Origin of the sequence: Arthrobacter sp. 7Tela_A1 (assembly GCF_049311065.1) — a bacterium.
Lineage (GTDB): Bacteria > Actinomycetota > Actinomycetes > Actinomycetales > Micrococcaceae > Arthrobacter_B.
In genome coordinates this window covers 39,655-59,734 of sequence record NZ_JAXIOO010000005.1, presented here as the reverse complement: position 1 = coordinate 59,734, position 20,080 = coordinate 39,655, and the positions used below count along the sequence as shown (strand labels likewise).

Annotated in this window: 20 protein-coding genes and 1 tRNA gene; 8 read left to right on the top strand and 13 right to left on the bottom strand. The window is 65.3% G+C overall.

Annotated elements, in window-relative coordinates; all coding sequences use genetic code 11:
• Positions 1-6 precede the first annotated feature (6 nt).
• From nrdE to nrdH, 3 genes are all read right to left on the bottom strand, one after another.
• Positions 7-2,145: a class 1b ribonucleoside-diphosphate reductase subunit alpha gene (nrdE, locus tag TVB01_RS03425; RefSeq protein WP_422454249.1), complete on the bottom strand. Its 2,139-nt coding sequence runs from the start codon at positions 2,143-2,145 to the stop codon at positions 7-9.
• Positions 2,142-2,663: a class Ib ribonucleoside-diphosphate reductase assembly flavoprotein NrdI gene (gene nrdI, locus TVB01_RS03420; RefSeq protein ID WP_422454118.1), complete on the bottom strand. Its 522-nt coding sequence runs from the start codon at positions 2,661-2,663 to the stop codon at positions 2,142-2,144. The genes nrdE and nrdI overlap by 4 nt, the downstream gene beginning before the upstream one ends.
• Positions 2,664-2,810: 147 nt before the next feature.
• The gene (gene nrdH, locus TVB01_RS03415; protein ID WP_227895626.1) at positions 2,811-3,056 is read right to left on the bottom strand and encodes a glutaredoxin-like protein NrdH; all 246 of its coding nucleotides are present in this window, start codon (positions 3,054-3,056) and stop codon (positions 2,811-2,813) included.
• A gap of 348 nt (positions 3,057-3,404) precedes the next feature.
• Here nrdH and TVB01_RS03410 point away from each other — a divergent pair, with 348 nt between their 5' ends.
• Both TVB01_RS03410 and TVB01_RS03405 read left to right on the top strand, forming a co-directional pair.
• Complete coding sequence (locus TVB01_RS03410; protein ID WP_422454116.1) at positions 3,405-4,334, top strand: LysR family transcriptional regulator; 930 nt, start codon at positions 3,405-3,407, stop codon at positions 4,332-4,334.
• A gap of 88 nt (positions 4,335-4,422) precedes the next feature.
• Positions 4,423-5,517 carry an FUSC family protein gene (locus tag TVB01_RS03405; protein WP_422454114.1) on the top strand — a complete coding sequence of 365 codons (1,095 nt, stop codon included), beginning with the start codon at positions 4,423-4,425 and terminating at the stop codon, positions 5,515-5,517.
• Here the strand turns inward: TVB01_RS03405 and TVB01_RS03400 are convergent.
• From TVB01_RS03400 to TVB01_RS03390, 3 genes are all read right to left on the bottom strand, one after another.
• Complete coding sequence (locus TVB01_RS03400; RefSeq protein WP_422454112.1) at positions 5,514-5,996, bottom strand: DUF2975 domain-containing protein; 483 nt, start codon at positions 5,994-5,996, stop codon at positions 5,514-5,516. The two genes, TVB01_RS03405 and TVB01_RS03400, sit on opposite strands and share 4 nt — an antisense overlap.
• Before the next feature lie 49 nt (positions 5,997-6,045).
• Positions 6,046-7,107, bottom strand: coding sequence for an App1 family protein (locus TVB01_RS03395; RefSeq protein WP_422454110.1), 1,062 nt, complete (start codon positions 7,105-7,107; stop codon positions 6,046-6,048).
• Positions 7,108-7,238: 131 nt separating this feature from the next.
• Positions 7,239-8,309: a fatty acid desaturase family protein gene (locus tag TVB01_RS03390; protein ID WP_422454109.1), complete on the bottom strand. Its 1,071-nt coding sequence runs from the start codon at positions 8,307-8,309 to the stop codon at positions 7,239-7,241.
• 220 nt (positions 8,310-8,529) lie between these two features.
• Here TVB01_RS03390 and TVB01_RS03385 point away from each other — a divergent pair, with 220 nt between their 5' ends.
• The 5 genes from TVB01_RS03385 to TVB01_RS03365 all read left to right on the top strand — a co-directional run bounded on the left by TVB01_RS03385 (position 8,530) and on the right by TVB01_RS03365 (position 13,724).
• Positions 8,530-9,537 (top strand): patatin-like phospholipase family protein, encoded by a 1,008-nt coding sequence (locus TVB01_RS03385; RefSeq protein WP_422454108.1) that lies wholly within the window; start codon positions 8,530-8,532, stop codon positions 9,535-9,537.
• A gap of 139 nt (positions 9,538-9,676) precedes the next feature.
• Complete coding sequence (locus tag TVB01_RS03380; RefSeq protein WP_422454106.1) at positions 9,677-10,222, top strand: TipAS antibiotic-recognition domain-containing protein; 546 nt, start codon at positions 9,677-9,679, stop codon at positions 10,220-10,222.
• Positions 10,223-10,324: 102 nt separating this feature from the next.
• A complete protein-coding gene (locus TVB01_RS03375) occupies positions 10,325-11,611 on the top strand; it encodes an amino acid deaminase/aldolase (protein WP_422454105.1) in 1,287 nt (428 codons plus the stop codon).
• Complete coding sequence (locus TVB01_RS03370; RefSeq protein WP_422454104.1) at positions 11,608-12,942, top strand: D-arabinono-1,4-lactone oxidase; 1,335 nt, start codon at positions 11,608-11,610, stop codon at positions 12,940-12,942. The genes TVB01_RS03375 and TVB01_RS03370 overlap by 4 nt, the downstream gene beginning before the upstream one ends.
• Positions 12,943-13,031: 89 nt before the next feature.
• Positions 13,032-13,724: a lysoplasmalogenase gene (locus TVB01_RS03365; RefSeq protein WP_422454102.1), complete on the top strand. Its 693-nt coding sequence runs from the start codon at positions 13,032-13,034 to the stop codon at positions 13,722-13,724.
• Here the strand turns inward: TVB01_RS03365 and TVB01_RS03360 are convergent.
• The gene (locus TVB01_RS03360) at positions 13,718-14,629 is read right to left on the bottom strand and encodes an NUDIX domain-containing protein (protein WP_422454100.1); all 912 of its coding nucleotides are present in this window, start codon (positions 14,627-14,629) and stop codon (positions 13,718-13,720) included. The two genes, TVB01_RS03365 and TVB01_RS03360, sit on opposite strands and share 7 nt — an antisense overlap.
• 110 nt (positions 14,630-14,739) lie before the next feature.
• On the opposite strand from TVB01_RS03360, the gene TVB01_RS03355 reads away from it, so the two are divergent.
• Positions 14,740-15,840 (top strand): saccharopine dehydrogenase family protein, encoded by a 1,101-nt coding sequence (locus tag TVB01_RS03355; protein WP_422454098.1) that lies wholly within the window; start codon positions 14,740-14,742, stop codon positions 15,838-15,840.
• A gap of 4 nt (positions 15,841-15,844) precedes the next feature.
• On the opposite strand, the gene TVB01_RS03350 is transcribed toward TVB01_RS03355, so the two are convergent.
• From TVB01_RS03350 to TVB01_RS03325, 6 genes are all read right to left on the bottom strand, one after another.
• The gene (locus TVB01_RS03350; protein ID WP_422454096.1) at positions 15,845-16,795 is read right to left on the bottom strand and encodes an aldo/keto reductase; all 951 of its coding nucleotides are present in this window, start codon (positions 16,793-16,795) and stop codon (positions 15,845-15,847) included.
• Between the two features lie 249 nt (positions 16,796-17,044).
• Positions 17,045-17,117, bottom strand: a tRNA-Ala gene (locus TVB01_RS03345).
• A gap of 176 nt (positions 17,118-17,293) precedes the next feature.
• Positions 17,294-17,680, bottom strand: coding sequence for a ribosome silencing factor (gene rsfS / locus TVB01_RS03340; protein WP_422454094.1), 387 nt, complete (start codon positions 17,678-17,680; stop codon positions 17,294-17,296).
• A gap of 19 nt (positions 17,681-17,699) precedes the next feature.
• Positions 17,700-19,055, bottom strand: a complete 1,356-nt coding sequence (locus tag TVB01_RS03335; RefSeq protein WP_422454092.1) for a hypothetical protein — start codon at positions 19,053-19,055, stop codon at positions 17,700-17,702.
• A 25-nt stretch (positions 19,056-19,080) separates the two neighbouring features.
• Complete coding sequence (nadD, locus tag TVB01_RS03330) at positions 19,081-19,737, bottom strand: nicotinate-nucleotide adenylyltransferase (protein ID WP_422454090.1); 657 nt, start codon at positions 19,735-19,737, stop codon at positions 19,081-19,083.
• Positions 19,738-19,772: 35 nt separating this feature from the next.
• A complete protein-coding gene (locus TVB01_RS03325; protein ID WP_422454088.1) occupies positions 19,773-20,009 on the bottom strand; it encodes a hypothetical protein in 237 nt (78 codons plus the stop codon).
• Positions 20,010-20,080 lie beyond the last annotated feature (71 nt).

Here is a 20,080-nt window from a genome sequence, read left to right as displayed (position 1 = left end):
AGCGGCCTACAGCATGCAGGAAACGCAGCCCTCAACTTCGGTGCCTTCCAGGGCGAGCTGGCGCAGGCGGATGTAGTAGATGGTCTTGATGCCCTTGCGCCAGGCGTAGATCTGCGCCTTGTTGATGTCACGCGTGGTGGCAGTGTCCTTGAAGAACAGCGTCAGGGACAGTCCCTGGTCCACGTGCTGCGTGGCAGCGGCATAGGTGTCAATGATCTTCTCGTAGCCGATTTCGTACGCATCCTGGTAGTACTCCAGGTTGTCGTTCGTCAGGTACGGAGCCGGGTAGTACACGCGGCCCAGCTTGCCTTCCTTGCGGATTTCGATCTTCGATGCCACCGGGTGGATCGAGGAGGTGGAGTTGTTGATGTAGGAGATCGAACCGGTCGGCGGAACAGCCTGCAGGTTCTGGTTGTAGATGCCGTGGGCCATGACCGACTCGCGCAGCGCGGCCCAGTCTTCCCGGGTCGGGATGTGCACGTTCTCGAAGAGCTCGCGTACCCGTTCGGTCTGCGGAACCCATTCGCCGTTGACGTACTTCTCGAAGAACTCACCCGAGGCGTACTTGGACTTCTCGAATCCGGCGAACGTACGGCCGGTTTCCATGGCCAGCAGGTTCGAGGCGCGCACGGCGTGGTAAACGACCGTGTAGAAGTAGATGTTCGTGAAGTCAATGCCTTCTTCGGAGCCGTAGTGGACCCGCTCACGGGCCAGGTAGCCGTGCAGGTTCATCTGGCCCAGGCCAATGGCGTGCGACTGGTCGTTGCCCTTGGCGATGGACGGAACCGAACCGATGTGGCTCATGTCCGAGACAGCGGTCAGGGCACGGATCGCCGTCTCGATGGTCCGGCCGAAGTCCGGGGAATCCATGGTCTTCGCGATGTTCAGCGAACCCAGGTTGCAGGAGATGTCCTTGCCGGTCTGGTCGTAGGACAGGTCATCGTTGTACGTGGTGGGCTGGGAAACCTGGAGGATTTCCGAGCACAGGTTGGACATGATGATCTTGCCGTCAATCGGGTTTTCCCGGTTCACGGTGTCCTCGAACATGATGTACGGGTAGCCGGATTCGAACTGGATCTCGGCGAGGGTCTGGAAGAACTCGCGGGCCTTGATCTTGGTCTTCTTGATCCGGGAGTCATCGACCATCTCGTAGTACTTCTCGGTGACCGAGACGTCGGAGAACGGCATGCCGTAGACCTTTTCGACGTCGTACGGGGAGAAGAGGTACATGTCTTCGTCGCGCTTGGCGAGCTCGAAGGTGATGTCCGGGATAACGACGCCGAGGGAGAGGGTCTTGATGCGGATCTTCTCATCCGCGTTTTCCCGCTTGGTGTCCAGGAACCGATTGATGTCCGGGTGGTGGGCGTGCAGGTACACGGCGCCGGCGCCCTGGCGGGCTCCGAGCTGGTTGGCGTAGGAGAAGGAATCTTCGAGCAGTTTCATCACGGGGATGACGCCGGAGGACTGGTTCTCGATCTGCTTGATCGGCGCGCCGACCTCGCGGATGTTGGTCAGCGCGAAGGCGACGCCGCCGCCGCGCTTGGAGAGCTGGAGTGCCGAGTTGATGGAACGGCCGATCGACTCCATGTTGTCTTCGATGCGCAGCAGGAAGCAGGAGACGAGCTCGCCGCGCTGCTTCTTGCCGGCGTTCAGGAACGTGGGGGTCGCCGGCTGGAAGCGGCCCTCGATGATTTCGTCAACCATCTGCTCGGCCAGCTTCTCGTCGCCGCGGGCCAGGTGGAGGGCAACCATGCAGACGCGGTCCTCGTAGCGCTCGAGGTAGCGCTTGCCGTCGAACGTCTTGAGCGTGTACGAGGTGTAGAACTTGAAGGCGCCAAGGAAGGTTTCGAAGCGGAACTTCTTCTTGTACGCGCGCTGGTAGAGCTCACGGATGAAGTTCATCGTGTACTGGTCCAGCGTCTCGCGCTCGTAGTAGTCGTTCTTGACCAGGTAGTCCAGCTTCTCTTCCAGGTCGTGGAAGAACACGGTGTTGTTGTTCACGTGCTGGAGGAAGTACTGGCGCGCAGCCGCACGATCGGCGTCGAACTGGATTTCACCGTTCTTGCCGTAGAGATTCAGCATGGCGTTCAGCTCGTGATAGCCAAGCCCCTTATAGGCCTCCGGCAGCTCCTTGGAGTCCGTCATGCCGGCTTCTGCGACTGATGTGTCCAAAACTCTTCCAATCCTTGGTTTACCGTGGCGACGTCCTCCGACGTGCCCATGAGTTCAAATCTATAGAGAACGGGGACCCTGCATTTGGCGGCGACGATGTCCGCCGCCAGGCAGTAGTTCTCCCCGAAGTTTGTATTTCCTGCGCCGATGACTCCTCGGATCAAAGACCGGTTGGACTCAACATTCAGGAACTTGATGACCTGCTTTGGCACTGCGCCTTTGGCTGCGGCGCCGGGCTGGGCTGCGGTTCCGCCGTAGGTCGGCAGGACCAGGACGTAGGGCCGCTGTGCCAGCAGTGTGGGGGCACTGGTGAGCAGCGGGATCTGGCCAGCCTCCCGGCCGAGCTTCTCCACGAACCGTCCCGTGTAGCCCGAGGTGGAAGTGAAGTACACCAGGTCTGCGGCTGTGACGGGGTTTTGGCTATCGTCGGATGGCCGGCGGTGTTCGTCTTCGAACGAACCTGCCTGCGGCATCGCGATTCCCAAAGTCATGGCGTCCTGCTTCTGTGACTGCGGTGCTTGCTGATGGTGTGGATGCACTTCATCGGTCCCGACGGCAGTGCGGCGGATGTCCGCCCGGGTTTCGTCCGGTCCGGGGATAATCCCCGGATGGGACGCTTCTTCCGAAGTCCCTGGTGGCTAGGCGACGGAAGTAACGCTGGCCTGTGCCAGTTCTTCGATCTTGTCCGGGCGGAAGCCGGACCAGGAGTCCTGGTCCGTCACGACTACCGGAGCCTGCATGAAGCCCAGGGAACGCACGCGCTCAAGGGCCTCGGGGTCCTGGGACATATCCACGCTCTGGTACGCGATGCCCTTCTTATCGAGGGCGCGGTACGTGGCGTTGCACTGAACGCAAGAAGGCTTGGTGTAAACCGTGACGGTCATGGTGGTCTCCCCTAGGTGAAGCTTGAAGTCTGTCCATTGATACTACATCCGGCCACTACATCTAGTGCGCCGCCACGGGCCCTACCCCAAGATGATGTATTACAAGTATGTCATTCGACACGTCCGTCGTCCACAGTTTCTGCACAGGGCAAGCCGGGAGTTTGCGTGGATTTCCGCTCTGGAACAGGGGGTTCTCCACAGCCTGTGGAGACCGGATGCACAGCCTGTGAGGCGGCCTGAATAATTGCGTGTCGCCCCCGTTGGGCGTGTCGCGCGTAGTGCCTGCTACCACTAGATATTGTGGTCGACGGCGATTCAGGGCACCAAGGAGAGGAAGGACAGCCGCACATGGTCAATCCTGTCCATCTCAAGACGCTGCTGGAAGTCATCCGCTCAGGATCCTTCGCGGCGGCGGCACTGCATCTGGGCTATACCGCTTCCGCGGTCTCCCAGCAGATGTCAGCCCTGGAACGCGAAACCGGCACCACCCTTTTCGAACGGTCCGCGCGGGCAGCCGTCCCCACGGAAGCCGCCGTCGTGATGTCGCGCCATGCCGCCAAGGTCCTCACCGATATGGACGCGCTGCTGGCAGCTGCCGCCCGGGCCGAGGCCGGAACCGAACACGAGCTGCGCCTGGGCATCTTCCCCAGCCTGGCCACGTTCGCGCTTCCCCGCCTGGTCGGTTCACCGGGCTGGCGGGACGTGGGAATCAATCTAAAGGTTTTTGTTGCCGAGCCGGGGCAGACCATCCAGGGGCTGCGTGCCGGCGGGGAGCTCGACGTCGCCCTCGTGTTCCAGGTGGGCCAGGGCGGGCTGGCATGGCCCGCAACCGTCACCCGGCAGTGGCTCGGGGATGACAATTTCCGGGTGGTCCTGCCGGAACAGTGGGGCATCCGCCCGGGGTCCAGGGTCAGCGCCGAACAACTCTCGGACATGCCGTGGATCATGCACCATCCCGGTACTCCTGATGCCTTGGTGATCGAGCGGCTGTTTGCCAGCTGCAGCCTCCACCCCCGGGTCGCCGCCTATTGCGATGACTTCAACGCCTCCCTGGAAATGGCAGCAGCCGGAATGGGTGCCGCACTGGTGCCCGAGCTGGCGATGCGCGGCAGCAGCCGCGGCGTCGTCGTCCTTGACGTGCCCGAAATCCGTCTTGCCCGCAGCATCTTCGCCCTGCTGATCAACGACAGGCAGCTCCCCCGGACCCGGGTATTCCTGGACCGGCTGGCCGAGGTCCTGCAGGAAATCAGCATCTCCCCCGGCCCCGCGGACGCGTAAGCGCCTGCCCGCAGGCGGGGGCGGGCGCCAAAGGTGCCGCAGATCGCAGAAATCGACGCCCCGCCAAGCCACACGGCATACTTGCCGAATGGCATTGCGAGGGAAAAAACTGCCCACACCGTCCGCCGCAGCAGTTTCCAACCGCCTCACCGGCATGCTGCGCTACACCCGGGTTCAGCTTGCCTTCAAAGCCGCTCTGGCGGTGGCAATTGCCTGGAGCGTGGCACCCCTGGTTCCCGGAGTGGCCTCACAATACCCCTACTATGCTCCGCTGGGAGCGTTGGTCTGCATGTATCCCACCGTCGCCGGCAGCGTACGCGCAGGCCTGCAAACCCTCGCCGGACTCCTGATTGGCATCGGACTGGCCCTGATCGCCCTCCTGTTCGGCGGCCCGACAATCTGGACCATCGCGCTGATCGTCGGTCTCGGTGTCCTTCTGGCCGGAATCCCCCGCCTTGGTGCCGGCCGCGATTACCTTCCGGTGGCCGCCTTGTTTGTCCTGGTGCTGGGCGGTGACGATGCTGACGGATATTCCTACGGTTATGCCGTTCAAATGGGCGTGGGAGTCCTGATCGGGCTGGCGGTGAACGCCGTCGTTTTCCCTCCCCTCCACCTCAACGGCGCCGTGGACGGACTGGCGGCACTGCGGCTGAACCTCGCCCGGCAGCTGCGTGAGATGGGGACAGCGGTCGGAGAAAGCTGGCCGCCGGAGCATGAGGACTGGTCCAACCGGCGCACAGAGCTCATTTCCTTTAGCCGTGAGGTACGCGAAGCGGTCCAGCTGGCCGATTCGGGCAGGCAGGGCAATCTGCGCAGCAGGCGCCATCAGCGGGACCTCAGTGCTGACTTTCGCGCCCTGCGCGCCATGGAGCGGGTGACCCTCTATGTGGAGGACATGACCGAGGTCCTAGCCACTGCCATCTGGAGCACTCCCCAGGAGACACCTGTGAGCCATGAGCTAGCCGACTCGCTGGAGCGGGCCATGCTCGCCACCGCCGAAGCTGTTGAAACCTGGGACGACCAGACGGACGAATATGCAGAGGCCGTAGCGGCCGTGCAGGACCTCGTGCGGCAAGTGAACAGCTCGGCATCCCCGGACAGTCCGGTGGATGCCCCCGCTTCGCTGGCGATGAGCCTTCGCAGGGTCCTGCGAACCGTGCGCACCGAGGAAGACCAGCCCTAACCTTCCTCCGGGCGCGCGGCGGTTTCCATTTGCGTGCCCTCCTGCAGCCGCCCCCGCAGGCTGATACTCAGCATCGTGCAGGCCAGTCCCACCAGGATGGCAGAGCCGAAGGCAAACAGCGACGCAGGATTACCCTCTCCGACCACGTAGTGGAGATGGCCGGCCAGGAGCAGCGCCAGCACCGTGGCCGCTCCGTTTGCCGCAGCCATGACGGCAGCCCGCTTTACCGCGGCAGCGGTGTACAGCTTGCCTCGGGACGCCAGCCCGGCGAGGCTCCACGCGGCGGCCACTCCAACCTGCACGCAGACAAACCCGGCGCTGACGACTGCCAGATAGGGAGTCAGCAGGTAGGCGTACTCAGGGAACCCGTCGGCCAGCTCTTCGCCGATGAACGGCACACCGATGGTCTGCAGCAGCAGGACGACGAGGAAGACGGCGGGCAGCAGCACCCTGCGGAAGACTGGCAGCCAAGGATTCATACGTTGATTATCGATCAAAGACGATCGTTAATCAATAGATAAAACCGTCCTAGAGTGCTTCCGGCAGCAGACCGAGATCGGAGAGCTGCCGCGACATGCCGGCGCCGTCGGGAGCATAGATCCACGGAATATCCCGGGGCTGCTCGCCGCCCCTGCCGGCTGACCGGCCGCCTGCCAGCACGGCTTCGCTGGGGGAAAGCTGCCGGATGGCCACGGCCCGGACGTTCTGCGGATGGCTCCGGCTGAACTCTGCATACAGCGACTCGTCATGCTGCCCGTTGTCACCAATGAGCAGCCAGCTGATGTGCGGGAACTCCTTGGCCAGGCGTTCCAGCTGCGTGCGCTTGTGCTCAGGTCCGCTGCGGAACCACCGGTCCCGCGTGGGACCCCAGTCCGTGAGCAGCAGGGGCCCGGCCGGATACAGGTTCCGGGTGATGAACCGCGTCAGCGTCGCGGCGACATTCCACGCACCGGTGGAAAGGTAGAACACCGGACTTCCCTCGTTCTCGCGGGCCAGCCGGTCCATCATGACGGCCATCCCCGGCGTGGGAGTGCGTGCATGCTCGTCGAGGACAAACGTATTCCAGGCGGCCAGCAGCGGCCGCGGCAGTGCCGTCACCATGATGGTGTCGTCGATGTCGGAGATCACCCCGGTCCTCGCCTCGGGGTCCACGATGTACACGGGGGACACCGCGGGCGCGGCTTCGGGCTCAGCCTCGGGACGCAGCGTCACGGTGGTCCAGCCCGGTGTCAGGGACGCAGGCAGCACGACGTCGATGACCCCGCCGCGATCTGCAGTGACCAGGTGTTTTTCGTCTCCGACCTCGACGCAGACCACTGCTTCATTCACCGGCGGACTGATGAAATTCCGCCAGCCCCGTACGCCGTCGCGCAGTGGCTGGGCGTTTTCGCCGCTGCGCGCGGACAGCTTGCCGGGTTTCGCCAGCACCACTCTTCCGAGGACCCGCACCCACGTGGTTGATCCGTAGCCGGTGAAGGAAAGGACCGTCTGCACTCCCCCGCGTTTGCGCGCGGCATTCATCCGGTAGGCGTGCAGGCGGTCCTCAAGCCGCGCTCCAATATGAAGCGCCTGGTCCTTGGTCCGTTGCATGGCGGGCAATCCTGGTACGGGAGTAGAAGGCATGCTCCCAGTCTTGCAGACGCGTGGGACTGGTGCGGTCCGGGAAAGCGCGAAGGACGGTTCCCGCCGTGCGGGAACCGTCCTTCGGTTTGCGATAAAGGCTAGCGGTACTGGGAGCGGACCGGGCAGTCGAACGGATCGCGGGCGGAGAGGCCCACGCGGTTCAGGTACCGGACCACGATTGCGTAGGACTCAGTGAGCGTTGCCTCGGTGTACGGAATCTTGTGCTTGGCGCAGTGTTCCTTGACGATTTCCGAAGCACGGGCCAGATGCGGGCGCGGCATGCTCGGGAACAGGTGGTGCTCCACCTGGTAGTTCAGTCCGCCCATGAACGTGTTCATGCCGCGGCCGGTGATGTTCCGGGACGTCAGGACCTGGCGGCTGAGGAAATCGACCTTCGAGTCACGCGGGATCAGCGGCATGCCCTTGTGGTTCGGCGCGAAGGACGCACCCATGTACACCCCGAAGACGCCGAGCTGGACGCCGAGGAAGGCAAACGCCATGCCAACGGGAAGGAAGTAGAAGACCGCAGCCACGTAGAGGCCCAGGCGCAGGAAGACCATGGTGATCTCCGTGTAGCGTCCCTTGACCTTCTGCTTGGAGAAGAGGTGCTTGATCGACGTGATGTGCAGGTTGATGCCTTCGAGCAGCAGCAGAGGGAAGAACAGCCAGCCCTGGCGGCGGGTCAGCCAGGCCATGATGCCCTTGCGGGTCTCGGCCTGCTCCACCTGGAAGGAGATGGTGTCCATCTCGATGTCCGGATCCTTGCCCACGGTGTTCGGGTTGGCATGGTGCCGGCTGTGCTTGTTCATCCACCACTGGTAGCTGATGCCTACGACGGCGTTGGCGAGGAATCGTCCGGCCCGGTCGTTCGCGGGGCCGGACTCGAATACCTGGCGGTGGGAAGCTTCGTGCGAAATGAAGGCAAGCTGTGTGAACAGGATGCCCAGTGCGGCGGCGATCAGGAGCTGGAACCAGCTCTCACCGATCAGGAAGAAGCCGGTGCCGGCGGCGATGAGACCGGCACAGAGGAACACGAAGGTGGTGATGTAGAAAGCACGGCGCCGCTTGAGCAGCCCTTCGTCGCGAATGATCTTCAGCAGCGCTGAATAGCTGCTGGTGACGGGGTTCTCGCGGTTCCTGGTGATACGTGGTTGTGCAGCAATGCTCATAAGCGCCTCTGGGTGGTGTCATCGACTTCCCAGCCGCGAAGGTAGAGCAAATGCTCAGTAGATGTTAGACAGCCTAACCCGGATTGCTGGCAATACGCTGTGACCAAGTCGTAATACTTGCTTTCACGCCTGACACTTCGGCTCCCGGTCCGGCCGTTGACGCCTCTCCGGGCAAGGCTCAGCATGGCTGAACCAGCAGTCCGATTCTTCAGGGGAAGCCATGATCAGAGTCCTGTCCATTGACGGCGGAGGCATCCGCGGCATCATTCCTGCCACCTGGCTGATGAAGCTGGAGGAACTGGCTGGAAAGCCCACGTTCGAACTCTTCGACATTGTGGTGGGAACCTCTACCGGAGGCATCCTCGCACTCGGCCTGACGTGCCCCTCCGAAACCGGGGAGCCGCACAGTGCCGCTGCCCTCCGCGGCCTGTACGTGGACCACGGAGGGGAAATCTTCTCCGATGTCCCCGGCGGTGGAGCCGCGCAGGCCGGCGCAGCCGGAGCGGACGCCGCCACCGGCGGGCCCGGCGGGGAGGCACGGTATTCATCCGATCCGCTGCGTCGGTACCTGGACGGGTATTTTGGGGACCGGCCCCTCTCAGCGGCAGTAAAGCCGGTCGCTGTGGTCACCGTTGACCTGGCACACTTCGCCGGCCTGCTCTTCAGCGGCGGCGGACTTGACCAGGGCGTCCTGGGCGATGCGCCCATGGCTACCGCGGCGCTGGCCACCTCGGCGGCACCCACCTACTTCGAGCCTGTGCCCTACACCGGTACGGACGGCGTCCGCCGGCTCCTGGTGGACGGTGGACTGGCGGCCAATGATCCTGCGTTTGTGGGCCTGACCATGGCAATGATCCAGCAGCGCCGCAGCAGTGATGACGCAGGGATCCTGTTGGTTTCCCTCGGCACCGGCGTACAGGCCGGCGGCAGTTCACTGGAACCCAGCGCCGTCGCCCAACTTGCCCACCCTGCGCAGAGGTCGGCGCTGGAACCGATCGTCGAGACCCTGTACGGCGCCCCCGGGGTGCTGACACGCCGCCTGATCGCCCTGGTCCTGGGAGACCAGTACGTTCGCGCACAGACCGAACTGCTTCCCGGCGTCGATCATGCCCTGGACGATGCGAGCCCGGAAAACATCAGCGGGCTGCTTCGGACGGCGGACGCACTGGTTTCCGCAGACGCCGCAGTCCTGCAGGACCTTGCCGGCAGGCTGGCACGGAGAGGTTGACGTTGACGCCGCGTCAACCCGTAGCGTGGAAAACATGAACTACGGAAACCGGAACGCGGCCGGACGCGACTTTCCTGTCCAGGAGGTTGCCAGGCGCGCCGGCATCACGAGCCGGACCCTGCGGCACGCTTGAGACGCAGTGCAACACCACACGGACGCCCTGCGGACCCACCTCGCGTGGCTGGAGCAGGAAAAAGACCGCCTGGCCCGGCAAATCGCCTCCGTGGCACGAACCATCACAGCTTTGGAGAAAGGACAGGACATCATGGCCGAGAACACCTTCGACGGATTCGACCACACGCAGTACAAGGACGAGGTCGAGCAGAAGTGGGGCAGGGATGCCTACGCCCGCTCCGATGAATGGTGGAAGAACATGGACGACGGCGAGCGCAGCCGGTGGCAGGCAGAGACCGAAGCATTGGGCCGGGCCTGGACCGAGGCTGCCGCCCAGGGGACCGATCCGACCGCCGCCGCGGCGCAGGGCCTGGCCGCCCGCCACGTGGACTGGCTGAAGTCCGTCCCCGGCGCGCCCACCGGCCCCGAGCAGCTTTCCGGGTACGTACGGAGCCTGGCCGGCATGTACGTGACTGATCCCCGGTTCGCCGCCAACTACGGCGGGGCCGAAGGCGCAGCGTTCGTGCGCGATGCCCTCCTCGTTTACGTCGAGGGCGGCATGGCGGACTAAGCCTCCACCACCCACCACCGAGAGGCCAGTTACGGCTCCTTTGAGCACTCATAGGAGCCGTAACTGGCCTCTCGGCGGAGGGGGCACGGTTAGTATCCATGCATGACACACGCCGACCTGTCCCCCAAACCGGCCGTTCCTTCCGGAACGCCGGCGGTCCTGGACCTTGGCACCGCCCCCTCGGGACGGCCCTGGCAGCAGCCGGAAAGGTATTGGACCGGCTTGGAGCAGGCGGTTGCCCACCTGCCCGCTCCCGCAGCCGTCTTGGAACTGGACGCGCTCCGCTGGAATGCCAGGGACCTGCTGCGGCGGGCGGGCGGCAAGCCGCTCCGCGTTGCCAGTAAATCGATCCGTGTCCGGGCGGTCCTGGAAGCACTCCTCCGGTTGCCCGGCTTTGCCGGCGTCATGGCCTTCACGCTCCCTGAGGCCCTCTGGCTTGCCGGGGACATTGACGATGTCCTGCTGGGTTACCCGACGGCGGACCAGGCAGCCATCACCCGCCTGCTCTCCGATGAAGCGCTGGCCGGACGGATCACCCTGATGGTCGACGACGAGGCGCAGCTGGATCTCATCGATTCCATCTCCCCGCCGGGCCGTCGCCCGGAAATCCGAATCTGCCTCGACGCCGATGCCTCCTGGCAGGCACCGGTACTGGGATTTATCGGCACCCGCCGCTCACCCCTGCACAACGCGGACGACGCCGTCGCGCTGGCCCGCTGCATCGCTGCCCGTCCCGGGTTCACCCTGGTTGGGCTCATGATGTACGAAGGCCAGGTCGCCGGGGTAGGCGACAACGTCCCGGGAGGCGGACCCATGAACCACGTCATGCGGTGGGTCCAGCGCCGCTCCATGGCCGAGCTGGCTGGGCGGCGGACTGCCATAGCCGGTGCCTTGCGGGAGATCTGCCCCCTCGAGTTCGTCAACGGTGGCGGAACCGGGTCGATTGAGGCTACAGCCGCGGATCACGCGGTCACGGAAATCACCGCCGGATCCGGGCTCTTCGCCGGCCACCTTTTCGATACCTACCGGGCGTTCTCCCCCGCCCCGGCGGCTGCGGTCGCGCTGGACGTGGTGCGCCGCCCGCAGCCCCGGACAGCGACACTGCTCGGCGGCGGCTGGATCGCCTCCGGTCCGCCCGGGCCCAGCCGCGCGCCCCAGGTCATCTGGCCGCCCGGACTTCGGCTGCTGCCGAGGGAAGGCGCGGGCGAGGTCCAGACTCCCCTGGCCGGCCCGGCCGCAGAGCACCTCTCGCCTGGGGACCGGGTATGGCTGCGCCATGCCAAGAGCGGTGAGCTCTCCGAAAGAGTCAATGAATTCCATGTGGTCCAGCACGGAACGGTGACCGGCACAGTGCCTACCTACCGCGGCGAAGGACAGGCCTTCCTATGAGCGCGCCCCGCCCGGCTTCCAGCACCCCCAAGCCGACCGAATGGCGGAACTGGGCGGGCACGGTCCGGGTCCGCCCGGAACGCTTCGCCGCACCCGCCAGTGTTCCGGAACTCCAGCGGGAAATTGCGTCAGCGGTCTCTGACGGACTGCGGGTCAAGGCCGTTGGTGCCGGACACAGCTTCACCGGCATCGCCGAAGCCCCAGGACTCTTGCTGGATCTGGGCAGCCTGCAGGGCCTTGTCCATGCCGATCGTGATTCCGGACAAGTCACGCTGCTCGGCGGAACGCGGCTGTACCGGATCCCCGGCCTGCTGGCTCCGTACGGACTGGGCATGCCGAATCTTGGGGACATCGACCGGCAGACGATTTCCGGCGCCGTTTCCACCGGTACCCACGGCACGGGGGCCGGCTTCGGCGGGCTCGCCACCCAGGTGGTGGGACTCACCCTCGTGCAGCCCGACGGCGGACTGCTCACCATAGGTGCCGACGATCCGCTGTTGCCGGCAGCTGCGCTGGGGCTGGGAGCGCTGGGCATCATTGCCTCAGTAACCCTGCAGTGCGTGCCGGCGTTCCTGCTCTTAGCCGAAGAACGTTCAGAACCGCTGGACTCTGTCCTCACCGGACTCGCCGACCGGGTCAAGGCGAGCGACCATTTCGAGTTCTACTGGTTTCCGCATACAGAACGTGCAGCGACGAAGACCAACACCCGGCTGCCGGGAACTGCCCGGCGCGATCCCCTGCCGCCGCTGCGGGCGTGGGCAGACGAAACCCTCCTGTCCAACTCCCTGTTCAGGGCAACCTGTGCCGCCGGTGCTGTGGTCCCCGCGCTCATTCCGGCGGTCAACCGTGTGGCTGCCCGGCTCATGGGCGGCAGCGCCTACACCGATTACTCCGCCCGCGTCTTCACCCAGCGCAGGACCGTCCGATTCCGTGAACTGGAGTACGCCGTTCCCGCAGATCTTTTGCCATCAGCTTTTGACGGTCTCCGCGAGCTCTTTGCGCAAAACCCGCGGTGGCGGGTCTCGTTTCCCGTAGAGGTGCGTTGGGCCGCCGCAGATGACCGGTGGCTTTCCACCGCCTACGGCCGCGACACGGCCTACATCGCCGTCCACCGGTACTACCGGGAGGACCCGGCAGAGTACTTTGCGGCCGTGGAAGACGTTCTCCTCGCGCACGCCGGCCGTCCGCACTGGGGCAAGCTGCACACGCTCGACGCCACTGCCCTGGCGCTCCGCTATCCCCGCTTTGGAAGCTTCCAGGAGGCGCGCAACCAGCTCGATCCGGGGCGCGTCTTCGCCAACGGCTATCTCGACCGGGTCCTGGGTCCCTAAAAGGACCGCGGCGACACAACGTCCCACGTCCCGTGGGAAATGCCCGGCCCGCCGTACGATGAGTCCGTCATCCGACCCGAAGGAGTGCCGTGACTACAGCGTCCGCCCGCAGGAACACCGCCGCCCCCGCCCGCACCTGGTGGTGGGGTTTCATTCCTTTCGCGGCGATGTCCGTGGTCCACGTCGCTGCACGGCTGGTCGAAGCGGACGATGTGGCCGCCCCGACCAAGCTCGTGCTGATGCCGCTGCTGGCGGCAGCCGCCGTCTGGGTGCTGCGGCGCAACACGTGGACCGCACCGGGGCTCCTGCTGGTCGGGGCGCTGTTCTTCTCCTGGATCGGGGACGGTGCCGGAGCCTTCTTTCCGCAGGCACCTGAGCTCCCGATCATGCTCGGGGCCTTCGGCATAGCTCACCTGTGCTACATCTGGCTGCTCTGGAAGTACGCAACCCCCGGGCCATTCCCCCGCTGGGCGCTGGTCTTTCCCCTGTGGTGGGTCCTGATGCTGGTGACCCTGTGGCCGTCCCTCGGCGGCCTGGCCATCGCCGTCGCGCTGTACGGCATTGTCCTGGGCGGTACAGCCGCGACCGCTGCACGGTGCAACCCGGTGATCGCGGCCGGCGGAGTGCTGTTCCTGGCCTCGGACACGGTGCTGGCGTTCCGCATCTTTATGCCGGAGGTGATGCCCGGCTGGACCAGCGCACTGGTCATGCTCACGTACTGCGCCGGACAGGGGCTGATTGCGGCCGGTTTCCTGCGCGGACGGCCGTCCAGGGATCAGTAGCGGAGCAGGTCCCGGAATTCCCCGGCCCCCAGGACGTCCGCGCCGACGGCGAGGCTGCGGGCGGCAAGCTCCTTGTCACTCGTCACCACGGTGACGCTGCGCCCCTGATCCGCCAGGCGTGCAGCGCTGCCCGCGACGGCGTCGTCGCCTTCCCCTTCAGCACGCACGACGCCGATGCCTGCAGGTACCTGCGCCTCCTCGACACCGCGGGCCCGGCCTTCAAGGACCACTTCGAATTCCGGATACCAGCGGTCGGCAGGCAATGAAAGCAGCGACGCGGACAATCCCTCCGACGCGAGGTAGCCCATGGCTTCCAGCAGACGGGCCGCTGCACCGGCGCGGTCCTTCCACCACCCGTCCGGGACGGAACCCACCACGTTCGCCGCATCCACGACGACGGCGGGACGCACCGCCAACAGCGGCCGCAACTGTTGCCAGGAGGCTGCGAATCCCGGATGCAGGGGCAGCGTGTCAACGTCTTCGACCGGTATCCAGGCAAGCTCACGGCTCTCCGGGTCGCTGATGACCGGCTCAAAGGGCTCCCGGACGTCCGCCATCAGGGTCGAGTAGGTCCACACCTGGAGGTCCAGCACGCTCATGAACCTCGGCCGGAGAGCCCCTGCGGGAACACCGGCTTCCTCAGCTGATTCCCGCAGTGCCGCTGCCTCGGGGCTTTCGTGCTGGTGCCGTGCTCCCCCGGGCAGCCCCCAGGTATCCCCGTGGTGGCTCCACGCGGCCCGGTGCTGCAGCAGCACACCGCGGTCCGGGTCGACGGCCAGCAGCCCGGCCGCACCAAAGCGGCCCCAGTACTTTTCGCCCGAAGGGGAGATCACCCAGGCATCGCCCGGGTCACGCGGTCCGTGGGGACGCGGCGGCTCCCCGGTGGCAGGAGGTTCGATTCTCACCTCCCCTACCCTGCCACACCTGCGCTCCGGGGTGCTCGGAGGTTACACTCCCCTCCCAAGGGCAGTACCGCCCGCGGCGGCCTGCCGCACCTAAGGCAAGGGAGAAACCCGTGACGGGCAGCATCGTCGTTTTCGGCGCCACAGGCTACACGGGCAGGCTCGTGGTCGAGTCGCTGCTCAAACGCGGAGTGCGTCCCGTGCTCGCCGGCCGCAACGAGAGGAATCTGCGGGATCTTGCCGCACCTGGCCAGCTGGACTACCGGAGCGCTGATGTCCGCGACAGTGCCGCCATGCGCGCGCTCCTCTCGCCCGGCGACGTCCTGGTCTCCACCGTTGGCCCCTTTGAACGCTACGGCCATGCCGCGGCCCAGGCGGCCGTGGAAGCCGGGGCCCACTACCTGGACTCGACCGGTGAAGTCGGCTTCGTCCATGATCTCCGGCGCCGCCTGTCCCGCCAGGCACAGGAGCAGGGCATCACGATGGTTCCGGCGTTCGGCTACGACTATGTCCCCGGCTTTTTGGCCGGGACCTTGGCGATGCAGAGGGCCGGCTCGGGAGCGTCAGCATTGCGCGTCGGCTACTTTGCCGCCGGCACCCTGCGGCGTGGCCTCAGCCAGGGCACCCGTGCCACCCTCGCCGAAATCTTCACGAAGCCGGCGGCCGTCTACCGGGACCGGACCCTAGGCGAGGGCCGGATCGCCAGCACGTTGGAGGTGTTCCGTGTCCTCGGACAGGAAAGGCGCGCATTCCTGGCACCGGGAACGGAGGTCCTGTTCATGCCGGAGGCGTTCCCGCAGCTGGAATCCGTGGAGGTCTTCAACGGCTGGTTCCCCGCACTCAGCAAGGTGGTGCAGCCGGTCACCTGGCTGGCTGCCCAGGTAGAGAAGGTCCCGTGGGGACAGCGGGCCCTGAAGTGGGCGGGAAGCAGGACCATTGGCCCGCCCGGTGGTCCGGATGAATCCGAACGCGGCCGGACGCTGAGCCTGGCAGCGGCCAAGGTCCTTGATCAGAGCGGCAGGCCGCTGGCAGCGGTCCAGGTGCTCGGTCCCAGCGTCTACACCCTCACAGGCGAGCTCCTGGCCGAAGGTGCCGCGGCGCTGCAGGAGGGCAAAGCACTGCGGCACGGTGTGCTGGGGCCCGTTGAGGCGTTCGGCCCCGAAGGCCTCGTAGCGCTGTGCGCCGGTGCCCGGCTGGCTCCCATCCCGGGATAGCCGATCAGGGCACGTTGTGGCCGGCCGCCCGGATGAGCCCGTACCACTCGCCCCTGGTCAGCGGAATGTCGGATCCCTGGGCAGCATCGGCGACACGCTGCGGCGTCGTGGTTCCGAGAACCACCTGCATCCCCGCCGGATGCCGGGTGATCCAGGCGACCGCGATGGCGGTAGGTGTCACTGAGTACTTCCCCGCTAGCTTTCTAAGTTCGGCGTTCAGCTCCGGGTAGTCCGGCGAGTCGAAGAAGACGCCGCCCTGGAAGCCCCGCTGGAACGGCGACCAGGCCTGGAGCGTGATCTTGTTGATCCGGGAGTAGTCGACCAGTCCGCCGCCGTCCCGGGTGACCGAGTCACCATGGTCAGCCATGTTCGAGGACAGCCCCTGGGCGATGATCGTGGAGTGCGTGATCGAGAGCTGCACCTGATTGGCCACGATCGGTTGCTTAACGGCAGTCTTGAGCAGGTCGATCTGGCGTGGCGTGTGGTTGGAGACGCCGAAGGAGCGGACCTTTCCGGAGGACTCCAGATGGTCGAAGGCACGGGCGACCTCCTCCGGTTCGACCAGGGCGTCAGGCCGGTGCAGCAGCAGTACGTCGAGGTAGTCGGTGCGCAGCGCTTTCAGCGACTCCTCGGCCGAGGAGACGATGTGCTCATACGACTGGTCGTAGCCCCAGGGGTCCTCGACGATGCCGGTCTTTGTCTGCAGGATGATCTGCCCGCGCTCCGAGGGGCTGAGCTGCAGTGACTCGGCGAAGCGCCGTTCGCACAGATGGTACCCGCCGTCTGGCTGGTTGAACCCGTACAGGTCCGCGTGGTCGAAGAAGTTGATGCCCGCCTCACGCGAGGCCTTGTACAGGGCGCGGATCTGCGCATCGGTGTCCCCGGCAATTCGCATCATGCCTGCAACCACGTTGGGCACCTGCTGGTCGGTGGTTCCGAAGCGGACAGTCTTCATGGATTCCTCCCGGGTGGGTTCGGCGTTGGCCGGGGCGAACCTCAGCCAAAGGCCCAGCTTAGCGGCAGGCGGCCGGGAAGCTGCTTGCCCTTCTGGGGGAAACCCTGCTCCCCGCCGCTTAAAACACTTGAACCCCTGACCCCCTGCATGCCATGCAGGTGCGCTACCAGCTGCGCCACAGCCCCAATTCAGTTTTTGTCCACTGGATATCCATCCAACCATATATCCCGGCTGCCCGGGAGATACCGGTGGAGCTGAGGGGACTCGAACCCCTGACCCCCTGCATGCCATGCAGGTGCGCTACCAGCTGCGCCACAGCCCCGAAATACTGTTCTAAAAGCCAGTAAATCAAGAAAATTGCCGGTCCGAATTCTTCTACCCGGGCCGAAGCAACTCCTCTACTTTAGTACAGAAGCCGCAGAGTGCAAAATCAAAGTACAACGCTGTGATTCCCGCTGCGGGCGGCGGAACCGGGCCGCTCGCCCGCGCGGGAACACGCTATTCGGATTCCTGCGCTGCAGGGGTTTCAGGCAGCTGGAGATCGACTGCCGGGCAGTCCTTCCACAGCCTTTCCAGGGCGTAGAAGACGCGGTCTTCCTCGTGCTGCACATGCACCACTACCGTGGCGTAATCCAGAAGGACCCAGCGCCCTTCGCTGCGTCCTTCGCGGCGGACGGGCTTCAGCCCCTCCTTGGCCAGCTCCTCTTCGATGCCGTCAACAATGGCGTTGACCTGGCGTTCGTTCGAAGCCGATGCGATCAGGAAAATATCGGTGATGGCAAGACGTTCGCTGACGTCGATGGCGACGATGTCATCCGCCAGCTTGGCCGACGCCGCCTTCGCTGCGGTACGGGCAATATTCATGGATGATTCGGTGGCGCTCAACGTGTCTCCTTGTTTGGTATCAGCTGCCAAGGCCGCCGACGATCATTAGTATGCCGACGGCGAGGGCGGCAAGGCCCACACCAACGGCTCCCAGGGATACCAAGCGCATCCTCCGGGTGCGGCCGAGGCCTGCAGTCATGACATCCAGGGGGTCCAGGCCGAACGCACTTCGTGCACCAATCGGCCTTGCCCCCTGGTCTGCTTCCAGCGGCGCATTAACCAGGGCATCGGCCCTGGCAAGAATTTGGGAGTGCCGCACTTCAGCGCTTTCGGCACGTTGTTTGGTCCGGTCCGGGCGGCTGTTGGCTGCCGGCTTCCGGACCTGCCCCATCCGTCCGGTGGCCGGGGCGTTCGGGGCCGCGGGGTTCGACGACGTCACGATCGGCACGTGGGAGGTGCGCGGCGGCTTCATGACGGGCCGGCCGACGCCGGGAACCTCCACAAACTCCAGGGGTGTCACCATCGCCAGGTTGTGGGCAGTCGTGGGGTCGGATTGGGGCGAGCGGCGCTGCTCGTTCTCCTGGGCCAGACGCTGGATGTTCTGCGTGCGCCGGTTCAGCACCGCTGCGCGTTCGGCCAGGGCACGCTGCTGGGCCAGCAGTTCCAGATCGACAGCGTGGGGATCCGACTGCTGCAGTGCTTCCATGGCGGCCACTTGGTTGCGGGCCTGGTGTTTGAGCGCCTCGCGTGCGGCGAGTGCCTGCTCCACGGACATGTTGGCGACGTCGGCATTTGGGGCCTCCGGCGCCTGGGCCGGCGTGGCGTGTGCCTCCGAAGCGGACACCTCTGCGGCTGCTGGCGCCTCTGCGGGAGCAGCATCGGACGGTTCCGTGGCATTGGGGGAAACCGTGGCATCCGGGGAAACCGAGGCATCCGGGGTCCCGGACACGGCGGGGGCACGCGTTGGCGCCGGGGTTGCGGGCTGGAGGCCTGCGGCGGGTTCGGGCTGCTGGGCAGCGCGCAGCCGCCGTTCCCTGCGGCTGGCTGCCTGGATGGAGGCGGACGCTGCTGCAGGTGACGAGGAGGAATCAGGGACTACAGCACCGGAACGGCGCCCTGACGAAGGTGCGGGACGCTCAACAGCGGGTTTTTCCCGATCGGACTGCTTGCTGGGCTGCCGCTGTGCCTGTTGTGCCTGCTGCTGGGCCTGTTGTGCCTGCTGCTGGGCGATGCGCAGCTGGCGCCGGGTCGGCGGATTAGCACTGTCCGGCTCCGGGCGGGCCCGGCTTTCGGTGAGTGCCTTGTAGGCGCGCAGCGCTTCGCGGTCGCGCGCCCGCTGCTGGGACTCCCGTTCCTGGGGCCCCGCATCCGCCGCCGAGCCAGCCGCACGGCGGCTGCGTCGAGGTGCATCTGCGGACTCTGGACCGTTAGTCATTTCCTACCCATCCGGTGTTGATTGCTCAGGCTACTGGTTCAGTGGTGACAGCCGGAACCTGCTGCTGCGCAGGTGTATAAAGCTTGTGCTTGGCGATGTACTGCACCACACCGTCCGGAACGAGATACCAGACGGGTTCCGATGCAGCGACGCGCTGCCGGCAGTCCGTCGAGGAGATTGCCATGGCTGGAATTTCCAGGAGTTTGACGTCGTCGCGCCCCATGTTCTGCAATTCGTGGCCCGGCCTGGTCACGCCCACGAAATGGGCCAGCGACCAAAGCTCCTGGACATCCTTCCACGAAAGGATCTGCGCCATCGCGTCCGCGCCGGTGATGAAAAACAGCTCGGCATCCGGACGCGCCTGGCGCAGATCCCTCAGCGTATCAATCGTGTAGGTGGGTCCAGGCCGGTCAATGTCGACCCGGCTGACCTTGAACCGCGGATTCGATGCCGTCGCGATGACCGTCATCAGGTAGCGGTGTTCGGCTGGAGTAACTTCCTGGGAAGACTTGTGCCACGGTTCGCCGGTCGGCACGAAGACCACTTCGTCGAGGTCGAAGACCGACGCGACTTCGCTGGCTGCAACCAGGTGACCGTGGTGGATGGGATCGAAAGTGCCGCCCATAACGCCGAGGCGGTAGGGGCGGTGTCCGTTCTCCACCGATTCTTCTGCTGTAGGCATGCCAGTTCCAGCCGCTTCCACCTGAGGGCGGGGACCTATTCGGGGATTCCCTGGCCGTGGTCGTGCTTGTTGGTGAACTGGCGCTGGGGGTCAACGTGTTCCGGCGTCGCTTCATGGCGGTGGCCAAGGCTGGTAAAGGCCATGGTCGCGAACATCAGCACCATGAAGATGGCAAAGATGACGCCGCCGTAGACGAACGGAGGCGTTCCCTCGGCGTGTTCTTCGGCAACTTCGGCCGCCATCAGCGCAGCACTGGAAAGCTGGATCAGCATGAATCTCCCTAAATCAACCGCCGGTTCCCCCGGCGGAGCATCGTTTCTAGATCAATGGTACGCGTAGGCGC